A 26,395-nucleotide genomic window follows, 5' to 3' on the forward strand; every position below is an offset into this window, starting at 1 on the left:
TCATGTCGAAACTGAAGCTTGGGCCGCTGCCCGACGAAAAGCCGGTTAAGGTGACAGTGGAATTGCCCGCGTCCGTTCATCGCGATCTTGTCGCCTACGCAGAGGTGCTGGGGCGAGAGACGGGGCAACCTGTAAGTGATCCTGTCCGGCTGATCGTGCCGATGCTCGAAAGGTTCATGGCGACGGATCGTGGGTTTGCGAAGGCGAGGCGGGCTGCTCAATCCCACAGGGATGCCCATTGATCACCCCGCGATTTTCCAGTTCTGCCTTAGCCCTTGCCATGCTCAGAAGCCGCCTGAACGCTGGGTTGTCGTTATTCGGCGACCAGATTGCAGAAAATGGAAGGCGCTCGCCCTTGATCGGTCGAAAGACCACTCCCGGATGGGTCGTCACTGTCATTGCCTCGCTGACCACGGTCAAACCTCGCCCAATGGCAACCAATGACAGCAGGTTATCTCGACTTACGGACTGCACATGTATGTCAGGGTGCCAACTGAGCTCTGCCAGCTTCCTCACCAGATAGTCATAGATCTCTTGGCCTGGCGCTGTTTCGCTGACCATGAAAGCCTCGCCGCTAAGCTCGCGCCAGTCGACTGCTGTCCGGATGGCTAACTCATGGCGTTCAGGCAGGACAACGAAAACACCTTCCGACCACATCAATGCGCTGTCGCAATCTTGCCAGGTTCGGGTTCCGGTTAGGAAAGCGACGTCGAGTTTGAGCCCGCGAATGGCAGCGACGTGTTCTTCCGGGTTTCCATCGATCAATTCGATCTGCACATGATTGTGCTGCTCCCCGAAGGAGCGCAGCAATTCGGCCAGAAAGCCCGAGGCAATCGATGAATAAATGCCAACTCTTATACGGCCGTTTTCCGATCTGCCAAGTGCCGCCATCGCGTGCAAGCTCTCATCAAGCCCGCGAATTATCTGACGTGCGCGAGGTAGAAATTGTTGCCCGGCGCGGTTTAGGGCCACACCGCTTCGATGACGGTGGAACAAGGATGTTCCGAGGCGATCTTCGAGATCGCAGATGCATCGACTGATTGATGACTGCGGGACACCCATCGTGCTTCCAGCCTTTCGGAAACTGCCATGATCGGCTGCATTAACGAAGCACCGCAGGTGCCGAAACTCAATGTCACGTGCTCTCCTTTTCATCGTGTGTCATCCGCTCGATGCCCCCATAGGTGGGTCTCGCACTCGATCGTGCAGGGTTCTGGTGCCGTGCTTTTTACGAGATCGTTCGTCCATTTTAGCTATGTGAACTGCTAGGAAGTACTTTTGCGAAAGACCAGTCCCGGGCAACTGCCTGAAGTTCCAACCGGACCTGCATCGCTCTCTCCCGATTGGATTTAGCCGTCCAAGACTGGAGAAGTGTAGGTCGTCGTGCCGACAGCACGGTGCCGCCGGCACGCCATTTGGCATCAGGCGTTTTTCACCTCGATGCGCTTGACCTTGGCCTGCGCCTCCGGGGTCTGCGGCAGCTTGATCGTCAGCACGCCGTTCTTGAAGCTGGCATCGGCCTTCTCACCGTCGACTCCCGGCGGTAGCGGGATCGTGCGATAGATCGCGCCATAGCTGCGTTCGGAGAGATAATAGCCCTTCTTCTCCTCCTGCCGCTCGATCTTCTTCTCGCCCTTGATGGTCAGCATGTCGTCGGTCACGGTGACCTCGATGTCCTTCATTTCCATCCCGGGCAGTTCGATCGATACCTCCACGTGATCTTCGGTATCGACCACGTCGGATTTCGCCTCGCCGCCTCCCCAGGGCCAGTCGAAATCGCCGACGCGGTTCCAGAAGCCTTCAAACACACGGTTCATGTCGCGTTGAAGGGTGGCGATGGGGTTCTGGTCATCACTTTTCGGGTCGGGCGCATGATCCTTCCGCGCCCAAGGGATCAGGTCCTTGATCTGCATGTGAGTTCTCCTTTCTTCTTTTGGGTGCGACATGTCGGGTTTACGAAGCCGTTACCGTGATCTTTTTGGGTTGGGCTTCCGCTGCGCGCGGCAGCGTCAGGGTCAACACACCGTTCGAGACCTGCGCGCCGATCTTGTCGGGGTCGAAGTCGTCGGACATGGTGAAGGCTCGCTCGAAATCGCCCTCGCCGTATTCGGCATAGGCCAATTGCAGCTTCTCGGGCTGCGTGGCATGGACCTTACCTCGGATCGTCAACACGCGCTTTTCGAGCGTGATATCCACGTCTTCGGCGGCGACGCCCGGCATCTCGAGCATCAGCGTCACCCCGTCACTCGTTTCGACGATGTCGGTCAGCGGCCTGTAGATACGACGGCCGGTGGTGGTTTCCGGTGTCTCGGCCGGGGTCTTGTCGGCAGTATGTGTCACATCGTTGGTCATGGATCGGTCCTCCTCTTACGCAGCCTTGATCTCGATTTTCCGCGGCTTGTCCTCTTCGGGACGGCCGATCACGATGCGCAGCACACCGTTGGTCATCCGCGCCTCGACCTTGTCCTCTGCGGCCACGAACGGCAGCCGAACCGAACGAGCGAACTTGCCAAAGCCGCGTTCGTTGCGGTGCCAGCGGCCGCCTTCCGGAATTTCGGGCGCCTTGCGCTCGCCAGAGAGCGTCAGGACATTTTCCTTCACGGAAATGTCGATGTCGGCCGGGTCAACGCCAGGGAGTTCTGCAGTGATCGCGACTGCCTCGTCGCCCTGCCAGACGTTCACGGCGGGGAAAACGGGCTGGGTCACGCGGCCAGGAGAGGTCCTGTCAAAATCGCGCAGCATCGAGCGCATCAGCGCAAACGGATCGCTGCGACGTGTGTAGGTGGGATAGAGCATGTTTCGCCTCCGTCGTTTCAGTTGACGGCGTGGATTTGTCACCACGCCACTGAACGCCCGCGGAGAACGGACATGCTTCAAGGTTCGCCATTTCGGCGGCGGTCTGGTGCGTTCGCGTCTGCCATGCGTTCCTCTCAGGCGAACGTCAGGCGGTCCGCTTTCTCAGCCGAACCTGTCGCGTATCCGTGAAACCCCAACTGGGCGTTCCGCTGCGGATAAAGTGTTGCTTGTTTGCAACTTCAAGGCCTCAGCGCAAAAAAGTACTCATCGATAGACGCCCCAGGGCCCGTAACGCGGCGTGGAGACGCGCACAGCCCGCGGTGCGTTCAGGGGAACGGACGGTGGGACCGGTCGGCGGGGTCCGGAAAGTGCACGCAGTCGCCGGACTCGATCGGCGGTGGGCGGGTGCGTGCGCAGGATCGAGGGTTCGGGGATGCGGCGGCCGGGCAGGAACATCTCTTCCCAGACCCGCCCGATGCGGCGTTCCAGCTTGAGGAGGGCCGAAGCGAGGCCATCGGGATCGCCGGTCAGCTCGGCGCCGCCCCTGTCGGCATCGTATTCCCGGGCCCGCGACAGCGCGAGCTGAAGAAGGGCCATGATCGTGGGTGAAAAGATCAGGACAAGTGGTACCTGCCAGGGCACATAAGCCGCGCCGGCCAGGATGAGCGGCAGGTTCAGCAGCAGGATGAGTTGCCCAACCCAGGACGCGAGCGACACCGCGCGCGACATCGCGTCGGCCAGACCCATGATCCAGAGATCGCGGTTGGCGATGTGAGCGACCTCGTGCGCCAGGACCCCGGCCAGTTCGCGCTGGTTCATCAATCGCAGAAGACCATCGCTGACGCAGACGGCGCTTTCATCCGGAGAGCCCATAGCGAAGGCGTTCGGTATCTGGCTCGGTACATAGTAGAGTTCCGGTACACGCGGCAGCCCGGCGCGGCGTGCGAGTTCGGCCAGTATCGCCATGCCCTCTGGAAATTCCCGCCCGCTGAGCCTGCGTGCGCCGTAGGCGTTCAGCAACAGGCGTTTCGGGATGCCGGGTGACAGCAGCAATCCCAGCAAGGATCCGATGACGATCGCAATCGCCAAGCCCTGTCCCGCAATCGCCGAAACGATGAACCAGGCGATAACCGCCATACCCGCCAAAAGCAGGATGGATTGAAGCAGGTTCAGGAATTGGTGGCGCGGCGTTGCAGTCATGATCGCAATAAACTTCACTCGCAGCTAACGGGAAGTGGCACACCACGGGATGTAAGAATTTTGGGCATCGTTGCCAGCTTCGATCTTCATGTCGGATCCCTCTTGAACTCGGCTCAAGCAATACCAATCTGGCCGGGTGTGATAAACCAGCAACATCTCTACGGGTTGGCGCCGAGGAGAGAAGGGGATGGAAAAGAGAACCGAATTTAACATCTGGTACTGGATCGTCGCATTTTTTGCGGTGATCTTTATTCAGGATCTGATCGCCAGCTACCGCAGCACCGCGCCGATCAGCTATAGCCAATTCGAACAGTATCTAGCCGACGGCGACATCGCTTCGGTTGCGGTCGGGTCCGATACGATCACCGGCACCTTCGGGACTCCCATCGACGGGCGCTCGGGCTTCGTCACCACGATCGTCGATCCCGCCATTCTTGAACGGCTGGACGACGCGGATGTCGAGATCACCGGCATTCCGCAAAACACCTGGATCGGGGCGCTTCTCTCCTGGGTGGTGCCGGCAGTGGTCTTCTTCGGTCTCTGGATGTTCGTCTTTCGCAAGTTCGCCGAGCGTCAGGGTTTTGGCGGCTTCCTGCAGGTCGGCAAGAGCAAGGCCAAGGTCTACATGGAGAAGGAAACCGGCGTCAGTTTTGCCGATGTGGCCGGGGTCGACGAGGCCAAGGCCGAGCTGGAGGAAGTGGTCGATTTCCTGAAGACGCCCGAGGAATACGGCAAGCTCGGCGCGCGGATCCCGAAAGGTATCCTGCTGGTCGGCCCGCCGGGTACCGGCAAGACGCTTCTGGCGCGGGCCGTGGCGGGCGAGGCGGGCGTGACCTTCTTCTCGATCTCCGGCTCTGAATTCGTCGAGATGTTCGTGGGCGTCGGCGCCGCAAGGGTGCGCGATCTGTTCGAGCAGGCCCGCAAGAACGCACCCGCGATCATCTTCATCGACGAGCTCGACGCGCTCGGCCGCGCCCGCGCCTCCGGTCAGATGGCCGGCGGGCATGACGAGCGCGAGCAGACGCTGAACCAGCTTCTCACTGAGCTGGACGGGTTCGACCCGTCGTCGGGGATCGTGCTGCTGGCGGCCACCAACCGGCCGGAAATCCTGGACCCGGCGCTGCTCAGGGCCGGGCGCTTCGACCGGCAGGTGCTGGTGGACAAGCCCGACAAGAAGGGCCGCATCCAGATCCTCGGGGTACACATGAAGAAGGTGACGCTCGCACCGGATGTGGATGCCGAGAAGGTCGCCGCGCTGACCCCGGGCTTTTCCGGAGCGGACCTGGCAAATCTGGTCAATGAGGGGGCGCTATTGGCAACCCGCCGAAAGGCCGATGCGGTGACCATGGAAGACTTCAACAACGCGGTAGAGCGTATCGTCGCCGGGCTGGAAAAGCGCAATCGTGTTCTGAACGCGCGCGAGCGGGAAATCGTGGCGCATCACGAAATGGGGCATGCGCTGGTCGCGATGGCGCTGCCGGGGGTCGATCCGGTGCACAAGGTCTCGATCATCCCGCGCGGGATCGGTGCGCTTGGCTATACGATCCAGCGCCCGACCGAGGACCGCTTTCTGATGACCCGCGAGGAACTGGAGAACAAGATCGCCGTTCTTCTGGGCGGGCGTGCGGCCGAGAAGGTCATATACGATCACCTTTCGACCGGTGCCGCCGAAGACCTGGTGAAGGCAACCGACATCGCCAGGGCCATGGTCGCGCGGTACGGCATGGACCCCGATCTGGGCCATGTCAGCTACGACACCGAGCGGCCCGGCTTCCTTGGCACGGGGGATCAATCCGCCTGGCTCAACCGCCGCCACAGCGAGGCAACGGCCGAGCGGATGGATACCGCTGTCAAGGCGATTATCGACGACATCTTCGCGCGTACAGTCGCGCTTCTCGACGCGAACCGGGCGCTGCTGGAGGAAACGTCCCGCGATCTGCTCGACCGCGAGACGCTGGACGAGTCCGACCTTCGGGCCATCGCAGAAAAGATCCGCGCTCAGGAGGTCGAAGCGGCCTGAACACAGAGGCCCAGTCCGGACGTTCCGGCTGGGAGCATGACGGAGGTGAAAAATGGCAAACGGCATCTGTGATATCTGCAAATCCCGACCTGCCAGCTTTCGTGCGCAGGTCTCTGTCAACGGTGAGCGCAAGGTGATGGAGCTTTGCGACGAGGACTACCGTAGGATCGCCCGACGGCAGGGGCGTAGCGCATCGCCACTGGAATCGCTTTTCGGAGGGCGCTCGCTCTTCGATGAATTCTTTGGCGATGCCGGTGGCCTTTTCGATCGGCTTGGCGAAGATCAGGGGCAACCCGTCCCGATCCGACAGGCGGGGCGCGCCGCGCGGCGCGGCGGCATCAATATCGCTGACCGCCTGAGCGAACAGGCCAACCGGCTTTTGCAGGAGGCGGGTCAGAAGGCGCATGAATTCGGCCGGACCGAGGTTGATACGGAACACCTTCTGCTGGCGCTGACCGGCTCGGATGTTGTCCGCACGGTGCTGGGGCAGGTCAAGATCGACGCCGACGATCTGCGCCGCCAGATCGAGAGCGAAGCGAAGAAGGGCGACGCAACGGGGGAGGACCGTGAGATCGGCGTCAGCCCGCGGGTGAAGGATGCGCTGAACCGCGCCTTCATCGCCTCGAACGAGCTGGGCCATTCCTATGTCGGCCCCGAACACCTTCTGATCGGTCTCGCCGAAGAGGGCGAGGGCGTGGCGTCGAGCATCTTGAACCGGCTGGGCCTGACGCCGCAGGCGCTACGCCAGCAGGTGACGAAGGTCGTCGGTCAGGGGGCCGAGGAAGGCCGCGTCGAAACCCCGTCGAGCACGCCTGATCTGGATGAATATAGTCGCGATTTGACCAAGCTGGCGCGCGAGGGCAGGCTCGACCCGGTGATCGGCCGGGCGCGTGAAATCGAGACGACGATCGAGGTTCTGGCGCGGCGCAAGAAGAACAACCCGGTGCTGATCGGCGAACCGGGCGTCGGCAAGACCGCGATCATCGAGGGGCTGGCGCAGCGCATCGTCGCGGGCGAGGTGCCCGAGGCGCTGCGCGACAAACGGCTGGTCGAACTCAACATCAACTCAATGGTGGCCGGATCGAAATATCGCGGTGAGTTCGAGGAGCGGGTCCAGAAGATCCTCAAGGAGATCGTGGCCAACAAGACCGACATGATCCTGTTCATCGACGAGATCCACACCATCGTCGGAGCCGGACAGGGCGGCGGCGAAGGCGGGCTCGACATCGCCAATACGTTCAAGTCGGCGCTGGCCCGCGGCGAGTTGAACCTGATCGGCGCGACCACCCTGAACGAGTACCAGAAATACATTGAGAAGGACGCCGCGCTGGAGCGCCGCTTCCAGCCGGTCTATGTCGATGAGCCGACGGTGGCGCAGACGATCATGATCCTGCGCGGCCTGCGCGACACGCTGGAAAGCCACCACAAGGTGACGATCACCGACGAGGCCATCGTCGCGGCGGCCGAGCTTTCCGACCGTTACGTCACCGGCCGCTTCATGCCCGATAAGGCCATCGACCTGATCGACCAGGCTGCCGCGCGCGTGAAGATCAGCGCTACCGCGCGTCCCGTCGATGTCCAGGAGCTCGAGGCTGAGGTCGCCCAGATCCGGCGCGAGCAGGACTACGCTGCGGGGAGGAAGCAGTTCGACCGTGCTGCTGAACTCAAGAAAGAGCTTGAAGCCAAACAGGTCGAGCTTGACGAGTTGATGGAAACCTGGAAGCGCGACCGGGCCTCTGCGACGGCTGAAGTGCGCGCCGACCACGTGGCGCAGATCGTCTCGAAACTGACCGGCGTGCCGGTGAGCGAGCTGACAACAGAAGAGCGCGAAAAGCTGCTGAGACTCGAGGACAAGTTGCATGAGCGGGTAATCGGCCAGGAAGAGGCGATTCATGCCGTTGCCGATGCCGTGCGACTGGCGCGCGCCGGGCTGCGCGAGGGCTCCGGCCCGACCGCGACCTTCCTGTTCCTCGGCCCGACCGGCGTCGGCAAGACCGAGCTGGCCAAGACTCTGGCGGAGACGATCTTCGGTGATCAGGATGCGATGATCCGCATCGACATGTCCGAATATGGCGAACGTCACGCGGTCGCGCGGCTGGTTGGCGCCCCGCCGGGCTATGTCGGTTACGACGAGGGCGGCCAGTTGACGGAACGGGTCCGGCGCCGGCCCTATTCTGTCGTGCTGCTCGACGAGATCGAGAAGGCGCATGCGGATGTCTATAACATCCTGCTGCAGGTCTTCGACGATGGCCGCCTGACTGACGGCAAGGGCCGCGTGGTGGATTTCACCAACACCATCATTATCGCCACGTCGAACCTCGGCTCCGATATCATCCAGCGCAACCTTCGCAAGCGCGGAACCAAGGAGTTCGACGAGGCAGGGCAGAAGGCCGAACTGATGGACGTGTTGCGTGCCCATTTCCGGCCCGAGTTCATCAACCGGATCGACGAAATCATCGTCTTCCATTCTCTGAACCAGTCGGAAATCCGGCAGATCGTCGAGTTGCAGCTGGCCCGCGTCGCCCGCACGGCGCTGACCCAGGGGGTCGAGCTCGACTATGACGGAAGCGTTGCGGAGCATTTCGGAGCGGTGGGTTTCCGGCCAGAGTTCGGCGCCCGCGAGTTGCGACGGCTAATCCGGTCGGAACTGGAAACCGAGCTCGCCCGCGAGATGCTTTCCGGTCGGATCGAGGACGGCGACAAGGTGCGCGTCGCCTGGATCGCGGATGATCAGAAGATCACGTTCCAAAAGCTGGAGAGCGCAGCAGAAACCGAGGCCCTCGGCGAGCCCGGCAATGGCGATAGCGAAGAGGCCGAGCCTGCCGCCGAATGACGGCCCGTGCACCGGCGACGGTAACGCCGCCGGTGCCGCAATCCGAAGAGAGGTACATCATGATGAAAGGACACAACCGCCCACCGTTTCGACCGAAGATCCCCGGAACTGACCTGACATCTCCAGACCTGCCGACAGCGTTGATCTACAGGCCAGCTCGCTCGTCCCACACCTCGGCTCCAATTAGGCGGCAGCATTGGATACTCGAGTTTGAGCCGGCCCGGGCGCCGGTCATCGAGCCTCTTATGGGCTGGACCGCAACCGAAGATCCCTATCGTCCGATCCGCCTGACATTCCCTGATCTCGACAGCGCCATCGCCTTCGCGGAACAAAACGACTGGCAGTATATCGTGCGCCACGAGCCGGACAAACGTCGATCCGTGCCACCGCGCCGATTCTGGTGGGAGACAGTGCCAACCAGCAAGGGAGCCGATGCTCCACCGTATCGAGACCGGCCACCGACCGAGTTCCCGGCACCGGCTTCACCGAGGCATCGACGCGGCCAGCGTTCGTGATCTCTCAGCGGAACTCGCGACGGCTGCAGACCCGGTCTGTGAAGCGAGTGCTGAGTCCTTCCCCGCGTCCGACCCACCGGCGTGGATCGGGGCGACTGTCTATGGAAGCGGGCGACGTTGATGCACGCCGACCAGGGGCTGTTGGAGGCCGCCGCGTTGCTCGCCATGATGGCTTTTTGCCATGTCGCGATCTGCGCACGGCTTGGCATCCCCGCACTGGTCGGTTTCCTGCTGTCCGGCATTGTGATCGGGCCGTCCGGTCTGGGGCTCATCACCGAGGGTGCCACACTGACGGTTATCGGTGAGGTCGGGGTGATCCTGCTTCTCTTTGCGCTTGGTCTGGAATTCTCCCTCGACAAGCTCGTGTCGCTCCGGCGGCTGATCTTCGGACTCGGTCTGGTACAGGTGCTCGTAGTTGGAGGGTTGGTCACCGTAGGGCTCCTCGTCTTTACCGAGATCGCGCCGGCGGCAGCGGTTCTGATCGCTGGCGCGGTCGCGATGTCATCGACCGCGCTATGTCTTAAGGTCCTGGCGGGCGGCGATGCGCTCGGAACGCCTCAGGGACGGGTCGCGATAGCTGTTCTGCTGTTTCAGGATCTGGCGGCCGTCGGCTTTCTGGCGTTTCACGATGTCATCGCCGGGGCAGGAGCCGTGGAAAGCGCGCACGACGTCCTGAAGATGGTCGGGGGCATGGGCGTGCTCGTCGGGGCGCTCTTCATCACCCGGTCAATGCTTCAGCGGCTTGCCGGATGGGTCGCAACCCAGGGCGCGGCTGAACTCGCACAGCTTCTTGCCCTGACCGTTGCCTTGCTCGCGGCCATTATTGCGCAGGTTGCGGGTCTTTCGCCGGCGCTCGGTGCATTCGCTGCCGGCATGATGATCGCCGAGGGCGACGCCCGCCAATTTGTCGAACGGGAAATCAGGCCGTTCCGGGATTTGTTCGTCGGGGTGTTCTTCATCGGTATCGGAACCCAACTCCATATAGGTGCGATTTGGTCGACATGGCCAACGGTGTTGGCATGGCTTTTTGTGCTCATGGTGGTGAAACTCGCGCTTGTTGTTGCTCTGACCCGCATGTTCGGAGAACAGCTCGAGACTGCGCTTCGCGCGGGCGCCATCCTGGCCCATGGCGGCGAATTCAGCTTGATGCTCATCTCTGTCACGACTGCCTCCGGCCTGTTGCAATCCAAGGTCGCCGAGCCTCTGTTCCTCGCGTTGGGGCTGAGCATGCTGATTGGAGCGGTTGTGGTTCGTCGCGCAGCGTAAATGCGACCGACGCACACTCAGCAGTTGTCTGCTTCGCCTAATATTTTTTGCGCGCCGTAGGGGTTGAAACTCCAAAGTCGATTTCTAACTGAACTTTTTGCAGGGGTTCCCTGCTATCTGATATCGCTGTTTTGCGCAGGAGGTTTTGCCGGGCAAGGCCATCTCGCGTTCCGGCACCATGGTCCGGCGGATGGCAGTGATCTTGTATCACGACTGTCCGAATTCGAGATGCCACATCCGGCGGTCATGCCCAGGCGGGGTGATCGTAGACGACCTTCTCGCATCCATTGTTGAGGCTTCGCTCAGAAGAGGAGGTTTTGCCGATGAAGATCGCACAGATCGCACCGCTAGAAGAAAGTTGCCCGCCGCGTCTCTATGGGGGAACAGAAAGGATCGTCTCCTATCTCACCGAGGAACTGGTCAGGCAGGGCCATGAAGTCACGCTGTTCGCCAGCGGCGACAGCCGGACCAAGGCCCACCTGGTCCCGTGCAGCAAGGAAGCCCTCCGGCTCGATCCGAACGTGAAGAACTCGCTGCCGTGGCATGTCGCCATGCTGGAGGAAGTCCGCTTGCGGGCCGATGAATTCGACGTGCTGCATTTTCACATCGACTTCCTGCACTATCCCATGGCGCGGGCATTCGCCGACCGTATGGTGACGACCATGCATGGGAGGCTCGATGGCCCCGATCTCCGGCCCTTCTACGCGACGTTCCCAAACTATCCGCTCGTTTCTATCTCGGACGACCAGCGCCGTCCGCTGCCCTTCGTGAACTGGGCAGGGACCGTCTATCATGGACTTCCCAAGAATCTGCTGTCGTTCACCAAATCTCCGAAGGGGGACTATCTTGCCTTTCTTGGGCGGATTTCGCCGGAGAAACGGCCGGACCGCGCCATCGAGATAGCGGTGCGAGCGGGGTTGCCATTGAAAATTGCTGCTAAGATCGGCGATGCGGATCGCAAGTATTGGGACGAGATCATAGCACCAATTGTCGATGCCCATGACAATGTCGAGTTCATTGGGGAAATTAACGAAGAACAAAAAGCCGAGTTTCTCGGGAACGCGCGGGCGCTGTTGTTCCCTGTCGACTGGCCTGAACCTTTCGGTCTCGTGATGATCGAAGCTATGGCTTGCGGCACGCCGGTGATCGCATGGGCGAATGGCTCCGTGCCGGAGATCGTAGAGCCTGGGCTGACTGGCTATGTAGTGAATTCTCTGGAAGATGCCGCCGCAGCTGTGGGGAAACTGAACCGAATCAGCAGACGAATCGTGCGCGAGACGTTCGAAGAACGCTTCACTGCGGACCGCATGGCGCGCGACTATGTCGAAATCTATCGTGGGTTGCCGGGCGTCGAGGCTGTTACGATGCCGCTCCCGCATATGCTCGGGGGCCAAGGGGCTCAGGTCCTGCATGCAGCGGAATGAGAGCGAAGGAGAATAAGATGACCGAGGCGCTGCAACAAACGGGCTTGCGTGCGTCGCAACTGGTCGCGCCGCCGGCGCAATTCTTCATCCCGGCGGCAGCCTCCTTGCAGGAACGGCGGCCACGAACCCTGAAGCACGGCGATACCTTCGCCGTGTTCGATCACAATGGCGATGTGCTCTCGGGGCCGGGCAGCCCCGAGGGCCTGTTCCATCGCGACACCAGGTATCTCTCGCATTACTATCTGACCATCGGGGGAGAGCGGCCCATGCTGCTCTCGTCCACATTGCGCGACGATAACGCCACGCTGACCTGCGATCTGACGAATCCCGATCTTAATGACGAGACCGGTCGCTGTCTGATTGCGCATGATCGCATCCACATGCGCCGGACGCGGTTTCTCTGGCAAGGCACCTGTTATGAGCGGCTGGCGGTACGCAATTTTGACGAGGTCGCACATGAAGTTACCTTGGAAATCGCCTTTGAGGCCGATTTTGCGGATATTTTTGAGGTCCGTGGCCGGGTACGGGCCCGCCGGGGAACGTCGCTCTTGCCGGAGGTGGATGGCTCGCACGTAATCTTGTCGTACCGGGGGCTCGACCACAATCCACGTAGCACCGCTCTGCGTTTCGATCCTGCGCCTGCGCAGCTTGAGCCGGGGAAAGCCGTCTATCGTCTGAGCCTCGCCCCCGGCGAAACGCGTTCGCTCTTTATCGAGATCGGCTGCGACGCGAATGGGGCCGAGGATCCTCCGTCGCGCCTGTTTTTCCGCTCCTTGCGGGACGCGCGCCGCGCACTCAGACGTTCCTCTTCCCGCGCAGCCACGGTGCAAAGCTCCAACGAGATTTTCAATGAGACCATGCGCCGTTCGGTCTCGGACCTCTACATGCTCATGACCGATACGGAGGAGGGGCCCTATCCTTATGCGGGCGTGCCCTGGTTCAGCACCGTGTTCGGTCGCGATGCTCTGATCACCGCCCGGGAAATGCTCTGGCTCGACCCGGCGGTCGCGCGGGGCGTTTTGCTGCATCTTGCGGCCAACCAGGCGACGGAATTCGATCCGGATACCGATGCCGAGCCAGGCAAGATCCTTCATGAAGCGCGTTATGGCGAAATGGCGGAAACCGGCGAAGTTCCGTTCCGGCGCTATTACGGCAGCGTGGATTCGACACCGCTGTTCGTGATGCTCGCCGGGGCGTATTTCGAGCGCACCGGCAATCGGGAGGTGCTGGAAACACTCTGGCCGCATGTCCGTGCGGCGCTCGATTGGATCGAGACCTATGGCGATCGGGACGGCGACGGTTTCGTGGAATACGAGAGGCGCAGCGACAAGGGGCTCGCCAACCAGGGGTGGAAGGACAGTCATGATGCGGTGTTTCACGCCGATGGGACGCTGGCCAAGGGGCCGATCGCGCTTTGCGAAGTGCAGGGCTACGTCTATGCCGCCCGGCTGGCCGCGGCCGAGATCGCACGGGAACTCGGTCATGACGGGATCGCGCAAGAGCAGGCGCGAAAGGCCTCGGAACTCAAGTCCCGTTTCGACGCGGCGTTCTGGGACGATGAGCTTGGGACCTATGTGCTCGCCCTCGATGGTGACAAACGGCCCTGCCGAGTACGCAGTTCGAACGCGGGCCATCTGCTCTGGACGGGAATCGTCCCGGAGGAGCGCGCCGAAACGGTCATTCATGCCCTGATGGGGCCGTCGTCTTTCTGTGGATGGGGAGTGCGGACCATTGCCGCGGGCCAGGCGCGATACAATCCGATGAGCTATCACAACGGGTCGGTCTGGCCGCATGACAATGCGCTGATCGGGGCGGGGCTGGCGCGCTACGGGTTCCGTGAACAGGCCGCACGGATTTTCGAGGGCATCTTCTCTGCGGCCACCTACATCGACCTGCGACGGTTGCCGGAGTTGTTCTGCGGCTTCCCGCGCCGTGAGACGCAAGGTCCCACCTTCTACCCGGTGGCCTGTACGCCGCAGGCCTGGGCGGCGGGAGCGCCGCTGTTGCTGCTTCAGGCCTGTCTCGGGCTGCGCTTCGACGCCGAGGCGCGGCAGGTGATCTTCGAGCAACCGATCCTTCCGGAGTTCCTGGGAGAGGTCGTCCTGCGCAATCTGCGCCTTGACGGTGGAACTGTCGATGTGGCTCTGCGCCGGTCCGGCACTCACGTGGTTGCCGATGTTCTGCGCCGCGACGGGCCGGTTCGGGTGATCGTGACCACCTGAAGAGACGGGCTGGCACCGTCCTGAATGCCAGCCCGATTTCTGTTATAGCAGATCGTCTTCTTCCTGATCGGCTTCGAGCAATTCGACCAGCCGGGCGATGCGGCCCGATGGGAAGGGGCTATGGGCATCGACCTGCGCCTCGTCCGCCTCGACCCAGGCCTTGGCACGGGCAAGCTCGGAGGCGTCAGCGCCGGTGCGCAGAATATCAGACAGAAGTGTAGGATCCGTGCCGGGACCCAAGATGCTCTTCACGTCATTCTCGGTCATGATCTCCTCCTTTCGAATGCTACAAGGAAGTGCGTGAAATATAGGATTTCTGTTCGCAGAAAAAAGTTTTGAGCACCCTCTTGAAACCGTAAGGTGCTGTTCCAAATCAATTTGTGCTGATCGCCCAGATGGGGATCGGTGACAAGGCGGGACGCCGTTCCTGCGGTGCTTCCGTCGTCTGTACCCATGTTGCTCAAAGGAGGATATGGCTATGGCAACGAGACTCGATTTTGCACCTCTGTTCCGTTCGAGTATCGGTTTCGACCGTATGCTCGACGCACTTGAGGCCGCCCGTCGGGTGGAAACGCTCGACAACTGGCCGCCCTACGACATCGTCAAGACCGGCGAGGACGACTATCGCATCGACATGGCGGTGGCTGGCTTTGCCGAAGACGATCTGACCCTGACCCAGGACAAGAACATGCTGATCGTGTCGGGCCACAAGGAGACTCCCGATGGTGACGACGGTGCCAGCTATCTCTATCGTGGCATCGCCGGTCGGTCGTTTGAACGTCGGTTCGAACTGGCTGATCACGTCCGGGTCGAAGAGGCCACCTTGTCGAACGGCCTGCTGACTGTCCAGCTGAAGCGCGAGGTCCCCGAGGAACTCAAGCCGCGTCGGATCGAGATCGCGTCTCCTGAGGCGACCGAAGGTCTCGAGACCAGGCAGCTCGAGACGGCTCGTGAGCCGGAACCTGTCGCGGCCTGAAGCACCTCGGGCCCAGGATGGGATGCTCCGGCCGCTTTCTTGGCGGTCGGACGCCGTTCCCGAAATCTGGAGGGTAAGTAGTGAACTTGATCAGTGGAGATTTCACAGCACAATCACATGCCTCACCCATTCCGAGCCTGGCCGGTTCGCGACCCGACTGGGACTCTTCTCTGCCGGACGATGCGGTCGCCCGGATCTGGAAGCCGTCGAAATCGGCGATGACCTCGGGGCGCGCGGGTACGCAGGGCTGGAAGATGAGCTTTCCGCGCCGGACCGGTCCTTGGCTCGAGCCTTTGATGGGCTGGACGGGTGGGGACGACACGATCCAGCAGATAGACCTGAGCTTTCCGACGCTGGAAGCTGCTATTCGCCATGCAAAGCGTCTGGGGGTGGCTTACGAGGTGCATCTGCCGGCAGGCGAAGCCGCGCGCGGTGCCGCCCGGGCACGGGACAGGCAGGCCGGGCTGTGGTCCGATGCCACGCTTTCTCGGCTCGGCCTGTCGGAGATGCGGCAAACCTATCGCGACGCGATGGCCGGCGCCAAACGGCGGGGCGATCCGAAAGGCGGCGATGATGGGCGTCCTCCCATTGAGGTTGCTTCGGACGCCAGCCTGTCGTTGGAGGCTCGCCGTTCTATCCTGATGAACTGGGCCTACACGGAGTATCTTCAGGATGTCGCCAGCACCGAAGGCATGCCGGAAAACCAACGTGAATCGCAGCTTGCCGAGGTTGAACGAGCGCTGTTGGCGCTTGAAGCGGCGGTGGCCGCCGACGGCATGTATCCGTCCGTTGAGGAAGGGAGGGCGGCATGAATCCCTTCGTTGCAATTGATGCCCAGCAGGCGGTGCCCGATCGTTTCGCTCTGGTCCTCGCCGCGAGCGCCCGCAGCCGGGCGCTGAAGGCCGGGGCAGAACCGCGGGTCGAACCTAAACGGCAAGCCACCGAAGAGCTTGCCTTGGAAGAGATCGCGACCGGCGCGATTTCGCAGGAGGAGTTGTTGCCCTTCCTGCCTGCGCCGGCGCCCAAGCGGCTGGCTCGGCCGCATTGAATCCCTGGTGAAGAGAAAGGAGGTAACACCATGAGCAAGACCTGGACTACGAACTATGACAAGCTTGGCGACGGCATCAGCCTTCTCGCGGGCCTCGCCCTCGCTGGGTTGCCCTTCGTCATCACGATGACCGATATTGCCTTCTGGAGCGCCCTGCTGACAGGCGGACTGATCGCAGTGCCTTCCGCAATTGCGCTTTGGCGACCGCATGAAGGGCTTGACTGGGCACGTATGGTTGCGGGGGTCTGGGCTGCGATCAGCCCATGGGCTCTCATAGCCGGCTTCACGCTCAGTATCGCACTCGCCCATGTGGCTCTCGGCGCGCTCGCGCTGGCCTTTCCCGCCTGGCGGCGCTGGAAAAACGACGGCGGCAACTCTGCTCTGACCGCCTGATACGACTGTCGGCCCCACGCGCAGGGCCGACAATTTATGAACTTGGTTCAAGGAGACGCATTGTTCTCCGGTTTCTTATTGATGCGGTTATGGTGTTACAATTGACCCACCGTTGTCTGTTGCTGCGGAATACTGACGAGGTATTGTGGCGTTGCGCAAATCCCTCCGGGGTTTGTCTTTCTCCCGTGTTTGAGAGCGCACATTCCTTGCTCCGGCACTCGGCACAGACAGTATGAAACCATATCCTAGCCTTTGCCGGTGCAAGATCCCGGCTTCGCGCGGGCCATAGGGTCTTGGCTGGAAAATGATCAGGAGAGGCGCGAAATCCCAGGGTAAGGACCCGGGGTCATGACGGCGCCGGACCCAACACAGACAGGTGAAGATGAACACCGATCCTTATGAGATACTTGGCGTGCCGAAGACCGCCACACAGGACGAGATCAAGAAGGCCTATCGCAAGCTGGCGAAAGAGCTGCACCCGGACCTGCATCCCGATGACAAGGCCAAGCAGGAACGGTTCAAGGAGGTGTCGGCGGCCAACGATCTGCTGGGCGATCCCGAGAAGCGCCGGCGTTTCGATGCCGGCGAGATCGACGCCAGCGGACAGGAACGCCCCGAGCGCCAGTATTACCACCACTATGCCGGCCAGGATGCCGGCCGCCGCTACGACCCGGGTCCGGGTTTCGAGGGTGGAATGGATCAGGACGATCTGAACGACATCTTCTCGCAGTTCTTCAGAGCGCGCGCCGCCGGGGCGGGCGACGGTGGGTTCCGGCACGAGGTCCACGCCCGCGGTTCGGATATGCGTTATCATCTCGAGGTCGATTTCCTCGATGCCGCGCGCGGCGCGAAGCGTCGTGTCACGATGCCCGATGGCAACAATATCGAAATCACGATCCCGCCTGGCGTCAGGGATGGCCAGACGCTTCGGCTGCGCGGCAAGGGCGCTCCGGGGATCGGCGGTGGCGCCGCCGGCGACGCTCTGGTGACCGTTTCGGTGGGGACGCATCCGGTGTTCGCCCGGCTGGATGACGATATCGAGATGGAATTGCCAATCACCTTCGATGAAGCGGTGCTCGGCGCAAAGGTCGATGTGCCGACCGTATCGGGATCCGTCTCGGTCACGATTCCGAAAGGGGCGTCGTCGGGTCGGCGCCTGAGATTGCGCGGCAAGGGCATCAAGGGCCCGAAAGGCAAGCCGGGCGATCAGATCGTGAGGTTGAAGATCGTGCTGCCTAAAAAGATCGACCCAGAGATGGAGGAACTGGCGGAGCGCTGGCGCCGGATGGCCGTGTTCGACCCGCGCGCCGAATTGCGGAGGATGACATGAGACACACGGAAGAGATGGTCCTCACCAAGATCCGGCGCCTGTCCCGGCGGGAACTCCGGCTTTGGGTGCGCCAAGGGTGGGTACGCCCTGCGGTGGGCGAGGCTGGCCCGGTCTTCGACGAACTCGATATCGCGCGCCTGCGCCTTCTTTGCGATTTGCGAAAGGAGATGGCGCTGCCCACGACTGCTATGCCGGTGGTTTTGAACCTCATCGACCAACTCTACCAAACCCGACGCGACCTGCGAACATTGCTCAGGGCGCTGGACGATCAACCCGAAGATGTAAGAAGCACACTAGCGGCACGCCTTCGTCTTAGCGATACCAACGACGCGGCTGAAGACAGCGATTGAAAATGACTGTTGCGGCCGGTTTTGCCAGAAAACGGTAGTCAAAGGCGGCCGTGTTGCGCAAATCCGGCTCTGATCACAGTTCCCCTTTCCCCGGACGAAATTACCCTATGGCCTCTGTGAGAGGTATGCCGAGCGCGGCGTAACCGCCGAGGACTGCAATGCGGATCTGCAGCTCCACAATCAGGTGGTCAAAGTCTAGAGCCATCAGGGATTTGCGAAGCATCTTGGTGCATTTCATCTTGCTCTCAACACAGCTTCAGCGGTGGTAGCCTGAGCTATTACCCATCTCTTGAACAGGACCTGGTGTGAATTAAGCTACTCGTTGCACCTGCTGATCAGGTTGGTTGATAGCATTTCTCTGCCAATAAACCAGCGCCGGAGGCTTGCCGCCGAGGGCGAAGTGGGGCCGCTGGTGGTTGTAGAAGGTCATCCATTTCCGGATGGCCGCCTTTGTCTCCGAACCTGCCTCCCAGGCATGAAGGTAGACGCACTCGTATTTCAGCGTGCCCCACAGCCTCTCGATGAAGATGTTGTCGAGGAACCAGTGCGACGAGGTGGTCGCCAGCGTCAAGGCGATGAACATCATCGGGAAGAGACCTTCCGCATCCAGGCAATAGACGGGATTGCTCAGATCAATGGCCCGGCAAGGGGCCGTTGATTAGGGGCCTTCAACGCCGTTCTTCTTGCGCAGCACCGCGACGAAACCCGGGATTTTCTGCGTGGAGCTTTGCTCATGAATGATCTCGCTGACTTCGCAGATCTCGAAACCGCAGGTTTTGGATAAGTCGGCCAGGTAGGCGCTGCCATGCGCAAAACATCCCGATTTTGCGAGTTCCCGATAGCTCGATGCACCAAAGGCTGTTGGGTCGGAACCGTCGTATGAATAGGTGGTGAAAGCAAATGTTCCTTCCGGCCGAAGGGCCAGCCACACTGCTTCGAGGACGGCGTTCAGGTCTCCGAAATGGATGAGTGCCGCCGCCGAGACGATCAGGTCAAATTGGTCTGGATGCCGGGTCAGGAAAGAAAGCAGATCATCCTCGTTCAGGACGTCATAGATGCCTTTCGCGCGTGCGCGCTCAAGCATGTCCGGTGAGACGTCGACCCCCGTCATGTGCTGGGTCATCGCGCGGAAGCCGGCGCCGGAGAGACCTGTGCCACATCCGGCATCGAGGGCCGAGAGGAAGAGCGGGGAAGCGTGGCGCAGAACGGCATCCAGGACGTGACGATGCGCGAAATAGCCTGGGACAAGATCCCAATTCTTCGCCTTTCGTCGGTAGAGGTCGCGCAGAAAGGCGGGGGATGCTCTAGCTGGAACAGGCGCCTTGCCAATGGATGCAAGAAGTAGTTCAGCGCCTCGCTCGTCTCCGGGGGCGAGACGAAGGTAGCGACGCAATGACAGAGCTGCCGCGTCAAGATCATTCAGGGCGATTAAAGCCTCCGCCAAAGCGAAATGCGCCCGCGCATCTTCAGGACTGGCAGCGGTGACTTCGGCAAGAAGGTCGGCTGCTGTAGAAAAATCCGCCAGATCCATTGAGGTGACAGCCAAATTGTACATCGCTTCCGCATATCCGGGCCGTGTTTCGATGGCCTTCCTGAAGGCTGCAATTGCGTCTTCAGGCCGCTGCCCCTTACGCAGAGCTATGCCGAGATTGTTGTAAGCTTCCGGCGAGGGTACCGGTGCATGTACGCAGGCGGCCTCGAGGGCCTCGATCGCCGCGGTGATGCTACCATGAGCGAGCAGTGCGACCCCGAGCAGGTGAAGCAGGTCCGGGTCGTTAGGGTAGTCCATGAGTGTGCGCACGCAGACGGTTTCCGCCGCTGAGTAGCGTCCTGCGGCATAGGCGCTCAGAGCTTCTGCGGTACGGCAACGCTTGATACTATCCATCGCGCGAGGACCCTTTGGAGGGTATGGTAACTTGTTGGCCCGACATGCCGTCCTGACCGATGGAGTGTTGCGCTGACAGCCAGTCGGACGTGCCCCGGCGGTGCCGTCCGGCGCAGATATGTGCGGCAGTTATGAGCCGCCGGAGCGCCGGATTGCCGTTCGCTCGATTCCAGATTGCATTGAAGGCCAGGCTGTTTTTGGGCTCGTTCACCGGGAGATAGGAAAGTTCCCGATCATCTGGTCGCTGCCAGGAAGAGACGGCGAGCGTAATGCCCTGGTTCAGGGCGACCAGATCCAGAAGCATCTCCTGCGTCGCATCGATCCGATCGACCTTGAAGCCGCAATCATCTTCGGCTGCCAGAACGCCGCGAATGAAGGCTTCGACCTCGGGACCTGGCGCGGCGACGGTTACGAGGACCCGTTCGTGCCGCATCGAGGACCAACTGACAGCGGGCACGCCAGACAGTGCATGGGTCTTCGAGGTGACAACGAAAACTTCTTCCTGCCACAGCTGTGCGTAATCGCAGTTCGACGGGATCTCGCAATCGGTCACGAAGGCGATGTCCAGAGAGCCCGCCGCGACGAGCCTGACATGCTCTCTCGTTGCGCCGTCGACTGCGCTAAGCTGCACCTTGGGATGGGCCGTCGCGTATCGCCGGAGAAGGTCCTTGAGGAAGCCGGTGCCCAGCGAGGTCTGAATCCCGATCGTGAGACTTCCGGTCTTTCCTCGACCTGCAAGCCTGGCATGTCGCTGCGCACGTTCGAGCAGTTCGATCGCGGATTTGGCTTCGCGAAGGAAAGCCTGCCCGGCCTCAGTGAACTCGACGCCGCTATGGCGCCTGTCCAGAACTATCGCGCCGAGCTCATCCTCGATGGCGCGGACGGTGCGGCTTAGCGTCGACTGTTGTACCTCCAGAGCTTCGGCGGCAGCGCGCAGGCTCCGAAACTCGGCGATAGCGATCAATTGGTGTAGTTGACGCAGTTCAATCATGAAGCCACCTCCGAACCTGCAGCCGAAACCTGCGTTCGGAAGCGGGGGGCTGGCTGCTTGCTTGCTTCAGCGCCTTCTCATGCAACGCCTGATCATCATGAAAAACCTCTCGCATCATGCGTAGTGAGAATGTCTCACCCGGCGTTGAATTTCCGTCCGAGACGAGTAGCGACCTTACCGGCTGGCGGCGTTTTTCATCCCCAGGAGAACCGCTGCCAGGATCATGCAGCTGCCTCCGATCCGGTCCAGCCAACGACGGGCCGAACCCTTCAGTCGTTGGGAGAGCCAATGCGCGCCAGCCCCGTATCCGGTCAGGAACGCTCCGTCGATTGCGATATAGGTGGCCGACAGAATTAGAAACTGCGGCCAGAACGGCTGCGCCGGATCAATGAACTGGGGAAACAGCGCGGCGAAGAAGACCACGGCCTTGGGGTTGGCCGCCGAGGTTACGAAGCCTTGCAGCCAAAGGGCCCGCAGGGAGGCCCGTCGAGAAGCGGAGTGCGATATGGGCTTCATCGATCGCCGAAGCGTACGCAGGCCGATCCACAGAAGATAGAGGGTGCCGGCCCATTTTACGACGGTCAGGGCCTCGGCGGAGGCTGCGAAGACGGTTGCCAGCCCCAGGCCGGCGGCAAGCATCTGAATTAGGTTCGCCGTCAAATCTCCCGCAGCGGTGAACCAGGCCCGCGGCAAGCCATTGATGGCGCTGTTTGACAGCATCAGCATCTGGCTGGGGCCAGGCGTGCTCATCAGGGCGAGCACGGTTGCGACGTAGATCAGCCAGATATCGATGGGCATGGTTTGCTCCGGTATCGCGCGTGGTGTTGTCAGCCGAGTAGCGCCTTTCCAAGCGGTTTTACGGGTTCCGAGCGCAGCACCAGAGAGGTCGTCACCGCGCCGAACCGGGCGATGGTGTCGACGATGGTCTCAAGTTGGCCGGGCGTCGGGACGAGGACTTTGAGCAGGAAGCAGTCTTCGCCGGTCAAACGGTGGACCTCGATAACATGCGGCATCTCGGCAAAGGCTTTCAAAGCGGGCTTGATGTGCTCATGCGTGGTTTTGAGCCGAATGATGGCCATCATCCCGAGACCGAGCGCGGCGGCGTCCAGACGCGCTGTATAGCCGGCGAGTATTCCGCGATCCTCAAGGCGCTTCACCCGCTCCGATGTCGCCGGCTGCGAAAGCCCGACACGTCGGCCGACCTCCGATAGCGGGGTGCGGGCGTTTTCCTGAAGCGCTTCGAGGATTGCGATGTCAAGGCGGTCGAGCTCACTGGTCGGCATGTTGCACCGCAGGTTCCGTTAATTCATCGGAAGTTTGTCACAATTGCCGATGAATTGCCATTCCCGTTATGCGTTCGGCAAGGGACACTCCAGAAAGGTAAACATCAGGAGATTAGCATGGGGCGTCGTTTCGTTATGGTGCCGGGCATCGGGGGATCCGGCCCTGAGCATTGGCAGAGCCATTGGGAAAGTCTCTATCCGAACACCCTCCGGATAGAGCCAAATTCCTGGGATGAACCCGACCTTGCGGACTGGTTCGCCGCCCTGGACCGGGCGGTCGCCGCAGCACCTTATCCGCCGGTGCTGGTATGCCATTCGCTCGGGTGCCTGCTCTTCGCCCATTGGCGTGCGGCGTCGTCCCGGGCGATCGCCGCGGCATTTCTTGTTGCCGTGCCGGACCCGAGCGGGCCAGCTTTCCCGGCGCAGGCAAAGGCATTCGGAGCGTTACCTGCAACGGGGTTTGGTGAGCGGCCGGTGTTGGCCGTCGCAAGTGAGAACGATCCCTATGATCCGACGGCGAGTGCGATAGCCTGGGCTGCCAGGCAAGGCGCCTGGCCACGCCGTCTTGGCCCAAGGGGCCATTTGAATGAGGCGTCAAACCTCGGCGCCTGGCCCGAAGGTCAGGGGCTTCTGGCAGATTTTCTGGACGAGATCGGAGAGTAGCCATGGACGTTGCAACTGCATTGCTGAGCTTTTCCATTGCCGCGGCTTTGCTGACGATCACACCGGGGCTCGATACAGCCCTCGTCCTGCGAACGGCGGCGGTCGAGGGGTCGCGCCGGGCGATGCTGGCGGGGGCAGGGGTGGTGACCGGGGTGCTGGCATGGGGATTGATTGCGGCTTTGGGGCTCGGTGCAGTGCTGGCCGTATCGGAACTGGCTTACCGTTGCCTTCAGCTTGCCGGCGCGGCCTACCTGATCTGGCTGGGGATCGGGATGTTGCGGGGGGCGTTCCGTGCGCGAGAGCCGGGGTTTCCGAGGGTCATGGCGCCTTCCGCCCCGAATTGGTTCCTGCGTGGGGTGATGACCAACCTTCTTAACCCCAAGGTCGGTGTCTTCTATATCAGCTTCCTGCCGCAGTTTCTGCCCGTGGGCGTTCCGGTGGTGCCGTTCAGCGTCCTGCTCGCGGGGATACACGCGTCGATGGGGCTGATTTTCTTTGCAGCGCTGACTGCCGCGACAGTGCCGTTTCAGAATGCCCTGAACGGCCCCCGCCTGCCTCGGCTCCTCGACGGGGTTACCGGCAGTGTCTTGATCGGGTTCGCCCTGCGACTGCTGACGGAGCGGCGCGTGGGATGACCTCAGATCTCCATCCGACGCTGCAACTGACCGGGCGTGATCCCATGGGCGGCATGAAAAGCGGCCACGAAGCCGCTCGCGGTGGCGTAGCCGGCGGCATGGGCTGCATGCTGCACGCTTTTGCCGGCCATCAAAGGGGCAATGGCGCGTGCCAATCGAAGGTCTCGCATCCAGGTGGCCCAGTTTTGCCCGGTGTCGCGACGGACGAGCCGTTGCAGGCTGCGCCGCGACAGCGCCAGTGCCGCGGCCCAGTGGTCGAGCGAATGGTCGACCCCATCGAGATGTGCCAGCGCGATACGACGCAGGCGCGGGTCGGCAGGCAGGGGCAGTGTGGGCGCAGGGGCGGGGCGCGCAAGCCGGTCCCACAGCACGGCCGTCAGCCGGGCGAAGGCGGGCTCTTGCCGGTCGGCGCGGCTGGACCCTGCGAGGGTGCGGAGAAGTTCGGCTTCCAGCGCCTCGAGAGGGAAAGACGTGGGGGCCTTGGGCAGCGGTGCCGCGGCCGGCCGGGTGTAGAGGTTGACCGATTTCCGCGCGCCCTCGGCCTGGATGCGGTGGCGGTGCGTCGGTGGAAGCCAGATCGCCATGCCGGGAGAGAGAAGATGCAGCCTGCGTCCTGTCTCGACCGTCACCGGCCGGTCCGGGCACCAGGCGAGCTGCCCGCGCCAATGCGCATGCGCCTCCGGCATGGTGCCGGGTGTGAAGCTCGTGATCCTGCCAATCACCGGACTTCCATCCTCGGCAAATCCTCCAATCTCATCGCGCTGCATGCTGGCACCTCCGGGGAATCATCTGGCACCGGGGCGACACTTTTTTCCAGCCCCTCCGTCAGGATCGCGCGGAGGCGGAGCGGAGGACCGGATGGATATGACGACAATGGCGCTACTCGCGGGCGCGGGGCTGCTCGGCGGGCTGTGCAATGCGATCGCGGGAGGCGGCACGTTTTTTACCTTCCCGGCGCTGCTGGCCGTGGGGCTGCCGCCGGTGACGGCGGGCGCGACCAGCGCAGTCGCGATCTGGCCCGGCCATGCGGCCAGCCTGATTGGCGAAGCTGCGGTGCTGCGGCAGGAACTGATCGCGCGGCCCGGGCGCGTCGCGGTGTTTGCGCTGGCCTCGGCGGCGGGGGCCGGGCTGTTGCTGCTGTCGGGAGATGCGCTGTTCCGGCAGTTGGTCCCCTGGCTGCTGCTCTTCGCGACGCTGCTGTTTGCTGCGGGGCCTTGGCTCAACCGCTGGCTCGCCCGCCACGGGGTGTCGATCGGGCCAGTCAGCGCCGCGTGCGCCGAGGGGGGCATGGCCCTTTATGGTGGCTACTTTGGGGCAGGGCTGGGGGTGCTGCTGCTGGCTCTGCTGACCGTGACGGGGGGCGACGATCTGAAGCGGCTGAACGTGGTCAAGAATGCCTTGGCGACGCTCGCGACCAGTATCGCTGTCCTGATTTTTGCCTTTGGCGGGGCGGTTGCCTGGGGGCCGGCTGCCCTAGTCTTCCTGGGGGCGACGGCAGGTGGTGTCATCGGTGGCCGGCTGGCGCGCCGGGTGAAGCCGCAATTCCTGCGTGCCGCGATCGTGTGCCTCGGCCTGTTGCTGGTCTGGCACTACGCGTGAGCCCGGGTCGAGGCGCGGAACGCCTCGCGCAGGGCCGTGGTGATGCGCCCGACGGGCCAGGTGCTGTGCTTGCCGGGGCGGTCCAGCGAGACTACGGGGCGAAGCTCGACCGACGTGCCCGTGACGAAGACCTCGTCCGCTGCATCCAGATCGTCGAGGCTGACGGTTCCTTCATGAACCGACAGGCCAAGGCCACGCGCAAGGTCGAAGACATGGCGCTTGGTCAGGCTGTCGAGAAAGCATGTAGGAAGGGGAGAAAGAAGCCTGCCGTCCCGGACGAGGACGATGTTCGTCACCGTGGTTTCGGCGACATGGCCTGCCATATCCAGCATGAGGGCATCGTCATGTCCGCTACGGGCGGCTGCGGCCCGCGACAAGGTTCCGGTAATGTAGAGGCCCGAGCATTTCGACGCCGTCGGCGCTGTATCGGGCGCGGGGCGCCGCCAATCCGACAGAACCAGGCGCAATCCGCCGGTCCCGTCCCCAAGGGCGCTCTCCACTGGCCAGTCCCAGGCCGCGATGGCGGTATGGATCCGGCACCCCTGCGCCAATACGGTGACGCTTTCGCTGCCGCGCCAGGCGATCGGCCGAACATAGGCGTCCTTGAGTCCGCCAGCCCAAAGTACCGCCTCGGCAGCGGCCTGAAGATCATCGACCAGCCATGGCAGCGTGTAGCCGAGAAGTTCGGCCGAGCGTTGCAGACGCCGGAAATGCTCCTTACCCAGAAACAGGCGACCGTCATAGGCGCGGATTCCTTCGAAGACCGCGCCGCCGTTGTGCAGAGAATGCGTCAGAACATGCAGCGTCGCCTCACCGGACGGCAGAAGCGTCCCGTCGAACCAGACGGGACTCGCCGTATCGACGAGCGGGACCTTCACGGCTTCGGTCAGCATTCGGGATCTCCCTTTTCGCGGATGGTGGGACGATCTTCAGGCTCAGGAGCCGGGCAGGCGAGTGAGCAGTTTT

Annotated in this window: 28 protein-coding genes and 2 pseudogenes; 16 read left to right on the plus strand and 14 right to left on the minus strand. The window is 62.2% G+C overall.

Annotated features, from left to right (window positions below):
- Nucleotides 1-2 precede the first annotated feature (2 nt).
- Nucleotides 3-242, plus strand: coding sequence for a DUF2274 domain-containing protein (locus CEW89_RS02290; RefSeq protein WP_096804751.1), 240 nt, complete (start codon nucleotides 3-5; stop codon nucleotides 240-242).
- On the opposite strand, the gene CEW89_RS02295 is transcribed toward CEW89_RS02290, so the two are convergent.
- The 5 genes from CEW89_RS02295 to CEW89_RS02315 form a co-directional block, all read right to left on the minus strand.
- Entirely contained in the window at nucleotides 175-1,155 is a 981-nt protein-coding gene (locus CEW89_RS02295) for a LysR family transcriptional regulator (RefSeq protein ID WP_096804752.1), read from the minus strand. The two genes, CEW89_RS02290 and CEW89_RS02295, sit on opposite strands and share 68 nt — an antisense overlap.
- A gap of 266 nt (nucleotides 1,156-1,421) precedes the next feature.
- The gene (locus CEW89_RS02300; RefSeq protein WP_096804753.1) at nucleotides 1,422-1,913 is read right to left on the minus strand and encodes an Hsp20/alpha crystallin family protein; all 492 of its coding nucleotides are present in this window, start codon (nucleotides 1,911-1,913) and stop codon (nucleotides 1,422-1,424) included.
- A gap of 40 nt (nucleotides 1,914-1,953) precedes the next feature.
- A complete protein-coding gene (locus CEW89_RS02305; protein WP_096804754.1) occupies nucleotides 1,954-2,352 on the minus strand; it encodes an Hsp20/alpha crystallin family protein in 399 nt (132 codons plus the stop codon).
- 15 nt (nucleotides 2,353-2,367) lie between these two features.
- Complete coding sequence (locus CEW89_RS02310; protein ID WP_073033766.1) at nucleotides 2,368-2,796, minus strand: Hsp20/alpha crystallin family protein; 429 nt, start codon at nucleotides 2,794-2,796, stop codon at nucleotides 2,368-2,370.
- A gap of 264 nt (nucleotides 2,797-3,060) precedes the next feature.
- Nucleotides 3,061-3,996 carry a zinc metalloprotease HtpX gene (locus CEW89_RS02315; protein WP_096804755.1) on the minus strand — a complete coding sequence of 312 codons (936 nt, stop codon included), beginning with the start codon at nucleotides 3,994-3,996 and terminating at the stop codon, nucleotides 3,061-3,063.
- 187 nt (nucleotides 3,997-4,183) lie between these two features.
- Between CEW89_RS02315 and ftsH the strand changes: the two genes are divergently transcribed.
- The 6 genes from ftsH (at nucleotide 4,184) to CEW89_RS02345 (ending at nucleotide 14,276) form a co-directional block, all read left to right on the plus strand.
- Nucleotides 4,184-6,016, plus strand: coding sequence for an ATP-dependent zinc metalloprotease FtsH (gene ftsH / locus CEW89_RS02320; protein ID WP_096804756.1), 1,833 nt, complete (start codon nucleotides 4,184-4,186; stop codon nucleotides 6,014-6,016).
- A 52-nt stretch (nucleotides 6,017-6,068) separates the two neighbouring features.
- Nucleotides 6,069-8,849, plus strand: coding sequence for an ATP-dependent Clp protease ATP-binding subunit (locus CEW89_RS02325; RefSeq protein ID WP_096804757.1), 2,781 nt, complete (start codon nucleotides 6,069-6,071; stop codon nucleotides 8,847-8,849).
- Between the two features lie 62 nt (nucleotides 8,850-8,911).
- Nucleotides 8,912-9,364 carry an NADH dehydrogenase ubiquinone Fe-S protein 4 gene (locus tag CEW89_RS02330; protein ID WP_244906229.1) on the plus strand — a complete coding sequence of 151 codons (453 nt, stop codon included), beginning with the start codon at nucleotides 8,912-8,914 and terminating at the stop codon, nucleotides 9,362-9,364.
- A gap of 120 nt (nucleotides 9,365-9,484) precedes the next feature.
- Entirely contained in the window at nucleotides 9,485-10,630 is a 1,146-nt protein-coding gene (locus CEW89_RS02335; protein ID WP_073033770.1) for a cation:proton antiporter, read from the plus strand.
- Nucleotides 10,631-10,953: 323 nt separating this feature from the next.
- Complete coding sequence (locus CEW89_RS02340; protein ID WP_096804758.1) at nucleotides 10,954-12,054, plus strand: glycosyltransferase family 4 protein; 1,101 nt, start codon at nucleotides 10,954-10,956, stop codon at nucleotides 12,052-12,054.
- A gap of 17 nt (nucleotides 12,055-12,071) precedes the next feature.
- A complete protein-coding gene (locus tag CEW89_RS02345; protein ID WP_096804759.1) occupies nucleotides 12,072-14,276 on the plus strand; it encodes an amylo-alpha-1,6-glucosidase in 2,205 nt (734 codons plus the stop codon).
- Nucleotides 14,277-14,318: 42 nt separating this feature from the next.
- Here CEW89_RS02345 and CEW89_RS02350 read toward each other — a convergent pair whose 3' ends face one another.
- Nucleotides 14,319-14,543 carry a hypothetical protein gene (locus tag CEW89_RS02350; protein ID WP_096804760.1) on the minus strand — a complete coding sequence of 75 codons (225 nt, stop codon included), beginning with the start codon at nucleotides 14,541-14,543 and terminating at the stop codon, nucleotides 14,319-14,321.
- Between the two features lie 211 nt (nucleotides 14,544-14,754).
- Between CEW89_RS02350 and CEW89_RS02355 the strand changes: the two genes are divergently transcribed.
- The 6 genes from CEW89_RS02355 to CEW89_RS02380 all read left to right on the plus strand — a co-directional run bounded on the left by CEW89_RS02355 (nucleotide 14,755) and on the right by CEW89_RS02380 (nucleotide 18,373).
- Nucleotides 14,755-15,252, plus strand: coding sequence for an Hsp20 family protein (locus tag CEW89_RS02355; RefSeq protein ID WP_028092955.1), 498 nt, complete (start codon nucleotides 14,755-14,757; stop codon nucleotides 15,250-15,252).
- 80 nt (nucleotides 15,253-15,332) lie between these two features.
- Complete coding sequence (locus CEW89_RS02360) at nucleotides 15,333-16,064, plus strand: NADH dehydrogenase ubiquinone Fe-S protein 4 (protein WP_051312240.1); 732 nt, start codon at nucleotides 15,333-15,335, stop codon at nucleotides 16,062-16,064.
- A complete protein-coding gene (gene rpoZ, locus CEW89_RS02365; protein WP_073033774.1) occupies nucleotides 16,061-16,300 on the plus strand; it encodes a DNA-directed RNA polymerase subunit omega in 240 nt (79 codons plus the stop codon). The genes CEW89_RS02360 and rpoZ overlap by 4 nt, the downstream gene beginning before the upstream one ends.
- 30 nt (nucleotides 16,301-16,330) lie before the next feature.
- The gene (locus CEW89_RS02370; RefSeq protein ID WP_096804762.1) at nucleotides 16,331-16,693 is read left to right on the plus strand and encodes an SPW repeat domain-containing protein; all 363 of its coding nucleotides are present in this window, start codon (nucleotides 16,331-16,333) and stop codon (nucleotides 16,691-16,693) included.
- A gap of 382 nt (nucleotides 16,694-17,075) precedes the next feature.
- Nucleotides 17,076-18,023: a DnaJ C-terminal domain-containing protein gene (locus tag CEW89_RS02375; protein ID WP_096804763.1), complete on the plus strand. Its 948-nt coding sequence runs from the start codon at nucleotides 17,076-17,078 to the stop codon at nucleotides 18,021-18,023.
- A complete protein-coding gene (locus CEW89_RS02380) occupies nucleotides 18,020-18,373 on the plus strand; it encodes a MerR family transcriptional regulator (protein ID WP_028092957.1) in 354 nt (117 codons plus the stop codon). Before CEW89_RS02375 ends, CEW89_RS02380 begins: the two co-directional genes overlap by 4 nt.
- A 100-nt stretch (nucleotides 18,374-18,473) precedes the next feature.
- Here the strand turns inward: CEW89_RS02380 and CEW89_RS21150 are convergent.
- From CEW89_RS21150 to CEW89_RS02405, 6 genes and pseudogenes are all read right to left on the minus strand, one after another.
- Nucleotides 18,474-18,647, minus strand: a pseudogene (locus tag CEW89_RS21150) (IS5/IS1182 family transposase); the annotation flags it as partial.
- Nucleotides 18,648-18,683: 36 nt separating this feature from the next.
- Nucleotides 18,684-18,914 (minus strand): annotated as a pseudogene (locus CEW89_RS02385) (integrase core domain-containing protein); the annotation flags it as partial.
- 117 nt (nucleotides 18,915-19,031) lie between these two features.
- A complete protein-coding gene (locus CEW89_RS02390; protein ID WP_096804765.1) occupies nucleotides 19,032-20,258 on the minus strand; it encodes a tetratricopeptide repeat protein in 1,227 nt (408 codons plus the stop codon).
- Nucleotides 20,251-21,249, minus strand: coding sequence for a LysR family transcriptional regulator (locus CEW89_RS02395; protein WP_096804766.1), 999 nt, complete (start codon nucleotides 21,247-21,249; stop codon nucleotides 20,251-20,253). The genes CEW89_RS02390 and CEW89_RS02395 overlap by 8 nt, the downstream gene beginning before the upstream one ends.
- A gap of 174 nt (nucleotides 21,250-21,423) precedes the next feature.
- Nucleotides 21,424-22,047, minus strand: a complete 624-nt coding sequence (locus CEW89_RS02400) for a LysE family translocator (protein WP_096804767.1) — start codon at nucleotides 22,045-22,047, stop codon at nucleotides 21,424-21,426.
- Nucleotides 22,048-22,076: 29 nt separating this feature from the next.
- Entirely contained in the window at nucleotides 22,077-22,532 is a 456-nt protein-coding gene (locus CEW89_RS02405; RefSeq protein ID WP_076624994.1) for an Lrp/AsnC family transcriptional regulator, read from the minus strand.
- Nucleotides 22,533-22,649: 117 nt separating this feature from the next.
- Here CEW89_RS02405 and CEW89_RS02410 point away from each other — a divergent pair, with 117 nt between their 5' ends.
- Nucleotides 22,650-23,195, plus strand: coding sequence for an RBBP9/YdeN family alpha/beta hydrolase (locus CEW89_RS02410; protein WP_096804768.1), 546 nt, complete (start codon nucleotides 22,650-22,652; stop codon nucleotides 23,193-23,195).
- 2 nt (nucleotides 23,196-23,197) lie between these two features.
- Nucleotides 23,198-23,830: a LysE family translocator gene (locus tag CEW89_RS02415; RefSeq protein ID WP_096804769.1), complete on the plus strand. Its 633-nt coding sequence runs from the start codon at nucleotides 23,198-23,200 to the stop codon at nucleotides 23,828-23,830.
- Nucleotides 23,831-23,832: 2 nt separating this feature from the next.
- Here CEW89_RS02415 and CEW89_RS02420 read toward each other — a convergent pair whose 3' ends face one another.
- A complete protein-coding gene (locus CEW89_RS02420; protein WP_096804770.1) occupies nucleotides 23,833-24,597 on the minus strand; it encodes an AraC family transcriptional regulator in 765 nt (254 codons plus the stop codon).
- Nucleotides 24,598-24,688: 91 nt separating this feature from the next.
- Between CEW89_RS02420 and CEW89_RS02425 the strand changes: the two genes are divergently transcribed.
- On the plus strand, nucleotides 24,689-25,429 hold the full coding sequence (locus tag CEW89_RS02425) for a sulfite exporter TauE/SafE family protein (RefSeq protein WP_096804771.1): 741 nt from the start codon (nucleotides 24,689-24,691) through the stop codon (nucleotides 25,427-25,429).
- Here the strand turns inward: CEW89_RS02425 and CEW89_RS02430 are convergent.
- A complete protein-coding gene (locus tag CEW89_RS02430; protein ID WP_096804772.1) occupies nucleotides 25,420-26,322 on the minus strand; it encodes an aminotransferase class IV in 903 nt (300 codons plus the stop codon). The two genes, CEW89_RS02425 and CEW89_RS02430, sit on opposite strands and share 10 nt — an antisense overlap.
- Between the last annotated feature and the right edge of the window lie 73 nt (nucleotides 26,323-26,395).

It is taken from the genome of Celeribacter ethanolicus (assembly GCF_002407265.1).
Classification (GTDB): Bacteria; Pseudomonadota; Alphaproteobacteria; order Rhodobacterales; family Rhodobacteraceae; genus Celeribacter; species Celeribacter ethanolicus.

Coding starts and splice junctions, on each gene's coding strand:
- CEW89_RS02395 (WP_096804766.1), bottom strand. CDS start 21,249: ATGATTGAACTGCGTCAACTACACCAATTGATCGCTATCGCCGAGTTT.
- CEW89_RS02375 (WP_096804763.1), top strand. CDS start 17,076: ATGAACACCGATCCTTATGAGATACTTGGCGTGCCGAAGACCGCCACA.
- CEW89_RS02330 (WP_244906229.1), top strand. CDS start 8,912: ATGAAAGGACACAACCGCCCACCGTTTCGACCGAAGATCCCCGGAACT.
- CEW89_RS02380 (WP_028092957.1), top strand. CDS start 18,020: ATGAGACACACGGAAGAGATGGTCCTCACCAAGATCCGGCGCCTGTCC.
- CEW89_RS02420 (WP_096804770.1), bottom strand. CDS start 24,597: ATGCAGCGCGATGAGATTGGAGGATTTGCCGAGGATGGAAGTCCGGTG.
- CEW89_RS02315 (WP_096804755.1), bottom strand. CDS start 3,996: ATGACTGCAACGCCGCGCCACCAATTCCTGAACCTGCTTCAATCCATC.
- CEW89_RS02295 (WP_096804752.1), bottom strand. CDS start 1,155: ATGAAAAGGAGAGCACGTGACATTGAGTTTCGGCACCTGCGGTGCTTC.
- CEW89_RS02310 (WP_073033766.1), bottom strand. CDS start 2,796: ATGCTCTATCCCACCTACACACGTCGCAGCGATCCGTTTGCGCTGATG.
- CEW89_RS02425 (WP_096804771.1), top strand. CDS start 24,689: ATGGATATGACGACAATGGCGCTACTCGCGGGCGCGGGGCTGCTCGGC.
- ftsH (WP_096804756.1), top strand. CDS start 4,184: ATGGAAAAGAGAACCGAATTTAACATCTGGTACTGGATCGTCGCATTT.
- CEW89_RS02345 (WP_096804759.1), top strand. CDS start 12,072: ATGACCGAGGCGCTGCAACAAACGGGCTTGCGTGCGTCGCAACTGGTC.
- CEW89_RS02390 (WP_096804765.1), bottom strand. CDS start 20,258: ATGGATAGTATCAAGCGTTGCCGTACCGCAGAAGCTCTGAGCGCCTAT.
- CEW89_RS02335 (WP_073033770.1), top strand. CDS start 9,485: ATGCACGCCGACCAGGGGCTGTTGGAGGCCGCCGCGTTGCTCGCCATG.
- rpoZ (WP_073033774.1), top strand. CDS start 16,061: ATGAATCCCTTCGTTGCAATTGATGCCCAGCAGGCGGTGCCCGATCGT.
- CEW89_RS02300 (WP_096804753.1), bottom strand. CDS start 1,913: ATGCAGATCAAGGACCTGATCCCTTGGGCGCGGAAGGATCATGCGCCC.
- CEW89_RS02415 (WP_096804769.1), top strand. CDS start 23,198: ATGGACGTTGCAACTGCATTGCTGAGCTTTTCCATTGCCGCGGCTTTG.
- CEW89_RS02355 (WP_028092955.1), top strand. CDS start 14,755: ATGGCAACGAGACTCGATTTTGCACCTCTGTTCCGTTCGAGTATCGGT.
- CEW89_RS02350 (WP_096804760.1), bottom strand. CDS start 14,543: ATGACCGAGAATGACGTGAAGAGCATCTTGGGTCCCGGCACGGATCCT.
- CEW89_RS02405 (WP_076624994.1), bottom strand. CDS start 22,532: ATGCCGACCAGTGAGCTCGACCGCCTTGACATCGCAATCCTCGAAGCG.
- CEW89_RS02325 (WP_096804757.1), top strand. CDS start 6,069: ATGGCAAACGGCATCTGTGATATCTGCAAATCCCGACCTGCCAGCTTT.
- CEW89_RS02290 (WP_096804751.1), top strand. CDS start 3: ATGTCGAAACTGAAGCTTGGGCCGCTGCCCGACGAAAAGCCGGTTAAG.
- CEW89_RS02410 (WP_096804768.1), top strand. CDS start 22,650: ATGGGGCGTCGTTTCGTTATGGTGCCGGGCATCGGGGGATCCGGCCCT.
- CEW89_RS02430 (WP_096804772.1), bottom strand. CDS start 26,322: ATGCTGACCGAAGCCGTGAAGGTCCCGCTCGTCGATACGGCGAGTCCC.
- CEW89_RS02340 (WP_096804758.1), top strand. CDS start 10,954: ATGAAGATCGCACAGATCGCACCGCTAGAAGAAAGTTGCCCGCCGCGT.
- CEW89_RS02305 (WP_096804754.1), bottom strand. CDS start 2,352: ATGACCAACGATGTGACACATACTGCCGACAAGACCCCGGCCGAGACA.
- CEW89_RS02370 (WP_096804762.1), top strand. CDS start 16,331: ATGAGCAAGACCTGGACTACGAACTATGACAAGCTTGGCGACGGCATC.
- CEW89_RS02400 (WP_096804767.1), bottom strand. CDS start 22,047: ATGCCCATCGATATCTGGCTGATCTACGTCGCAACCGTGCTCGCCCTG.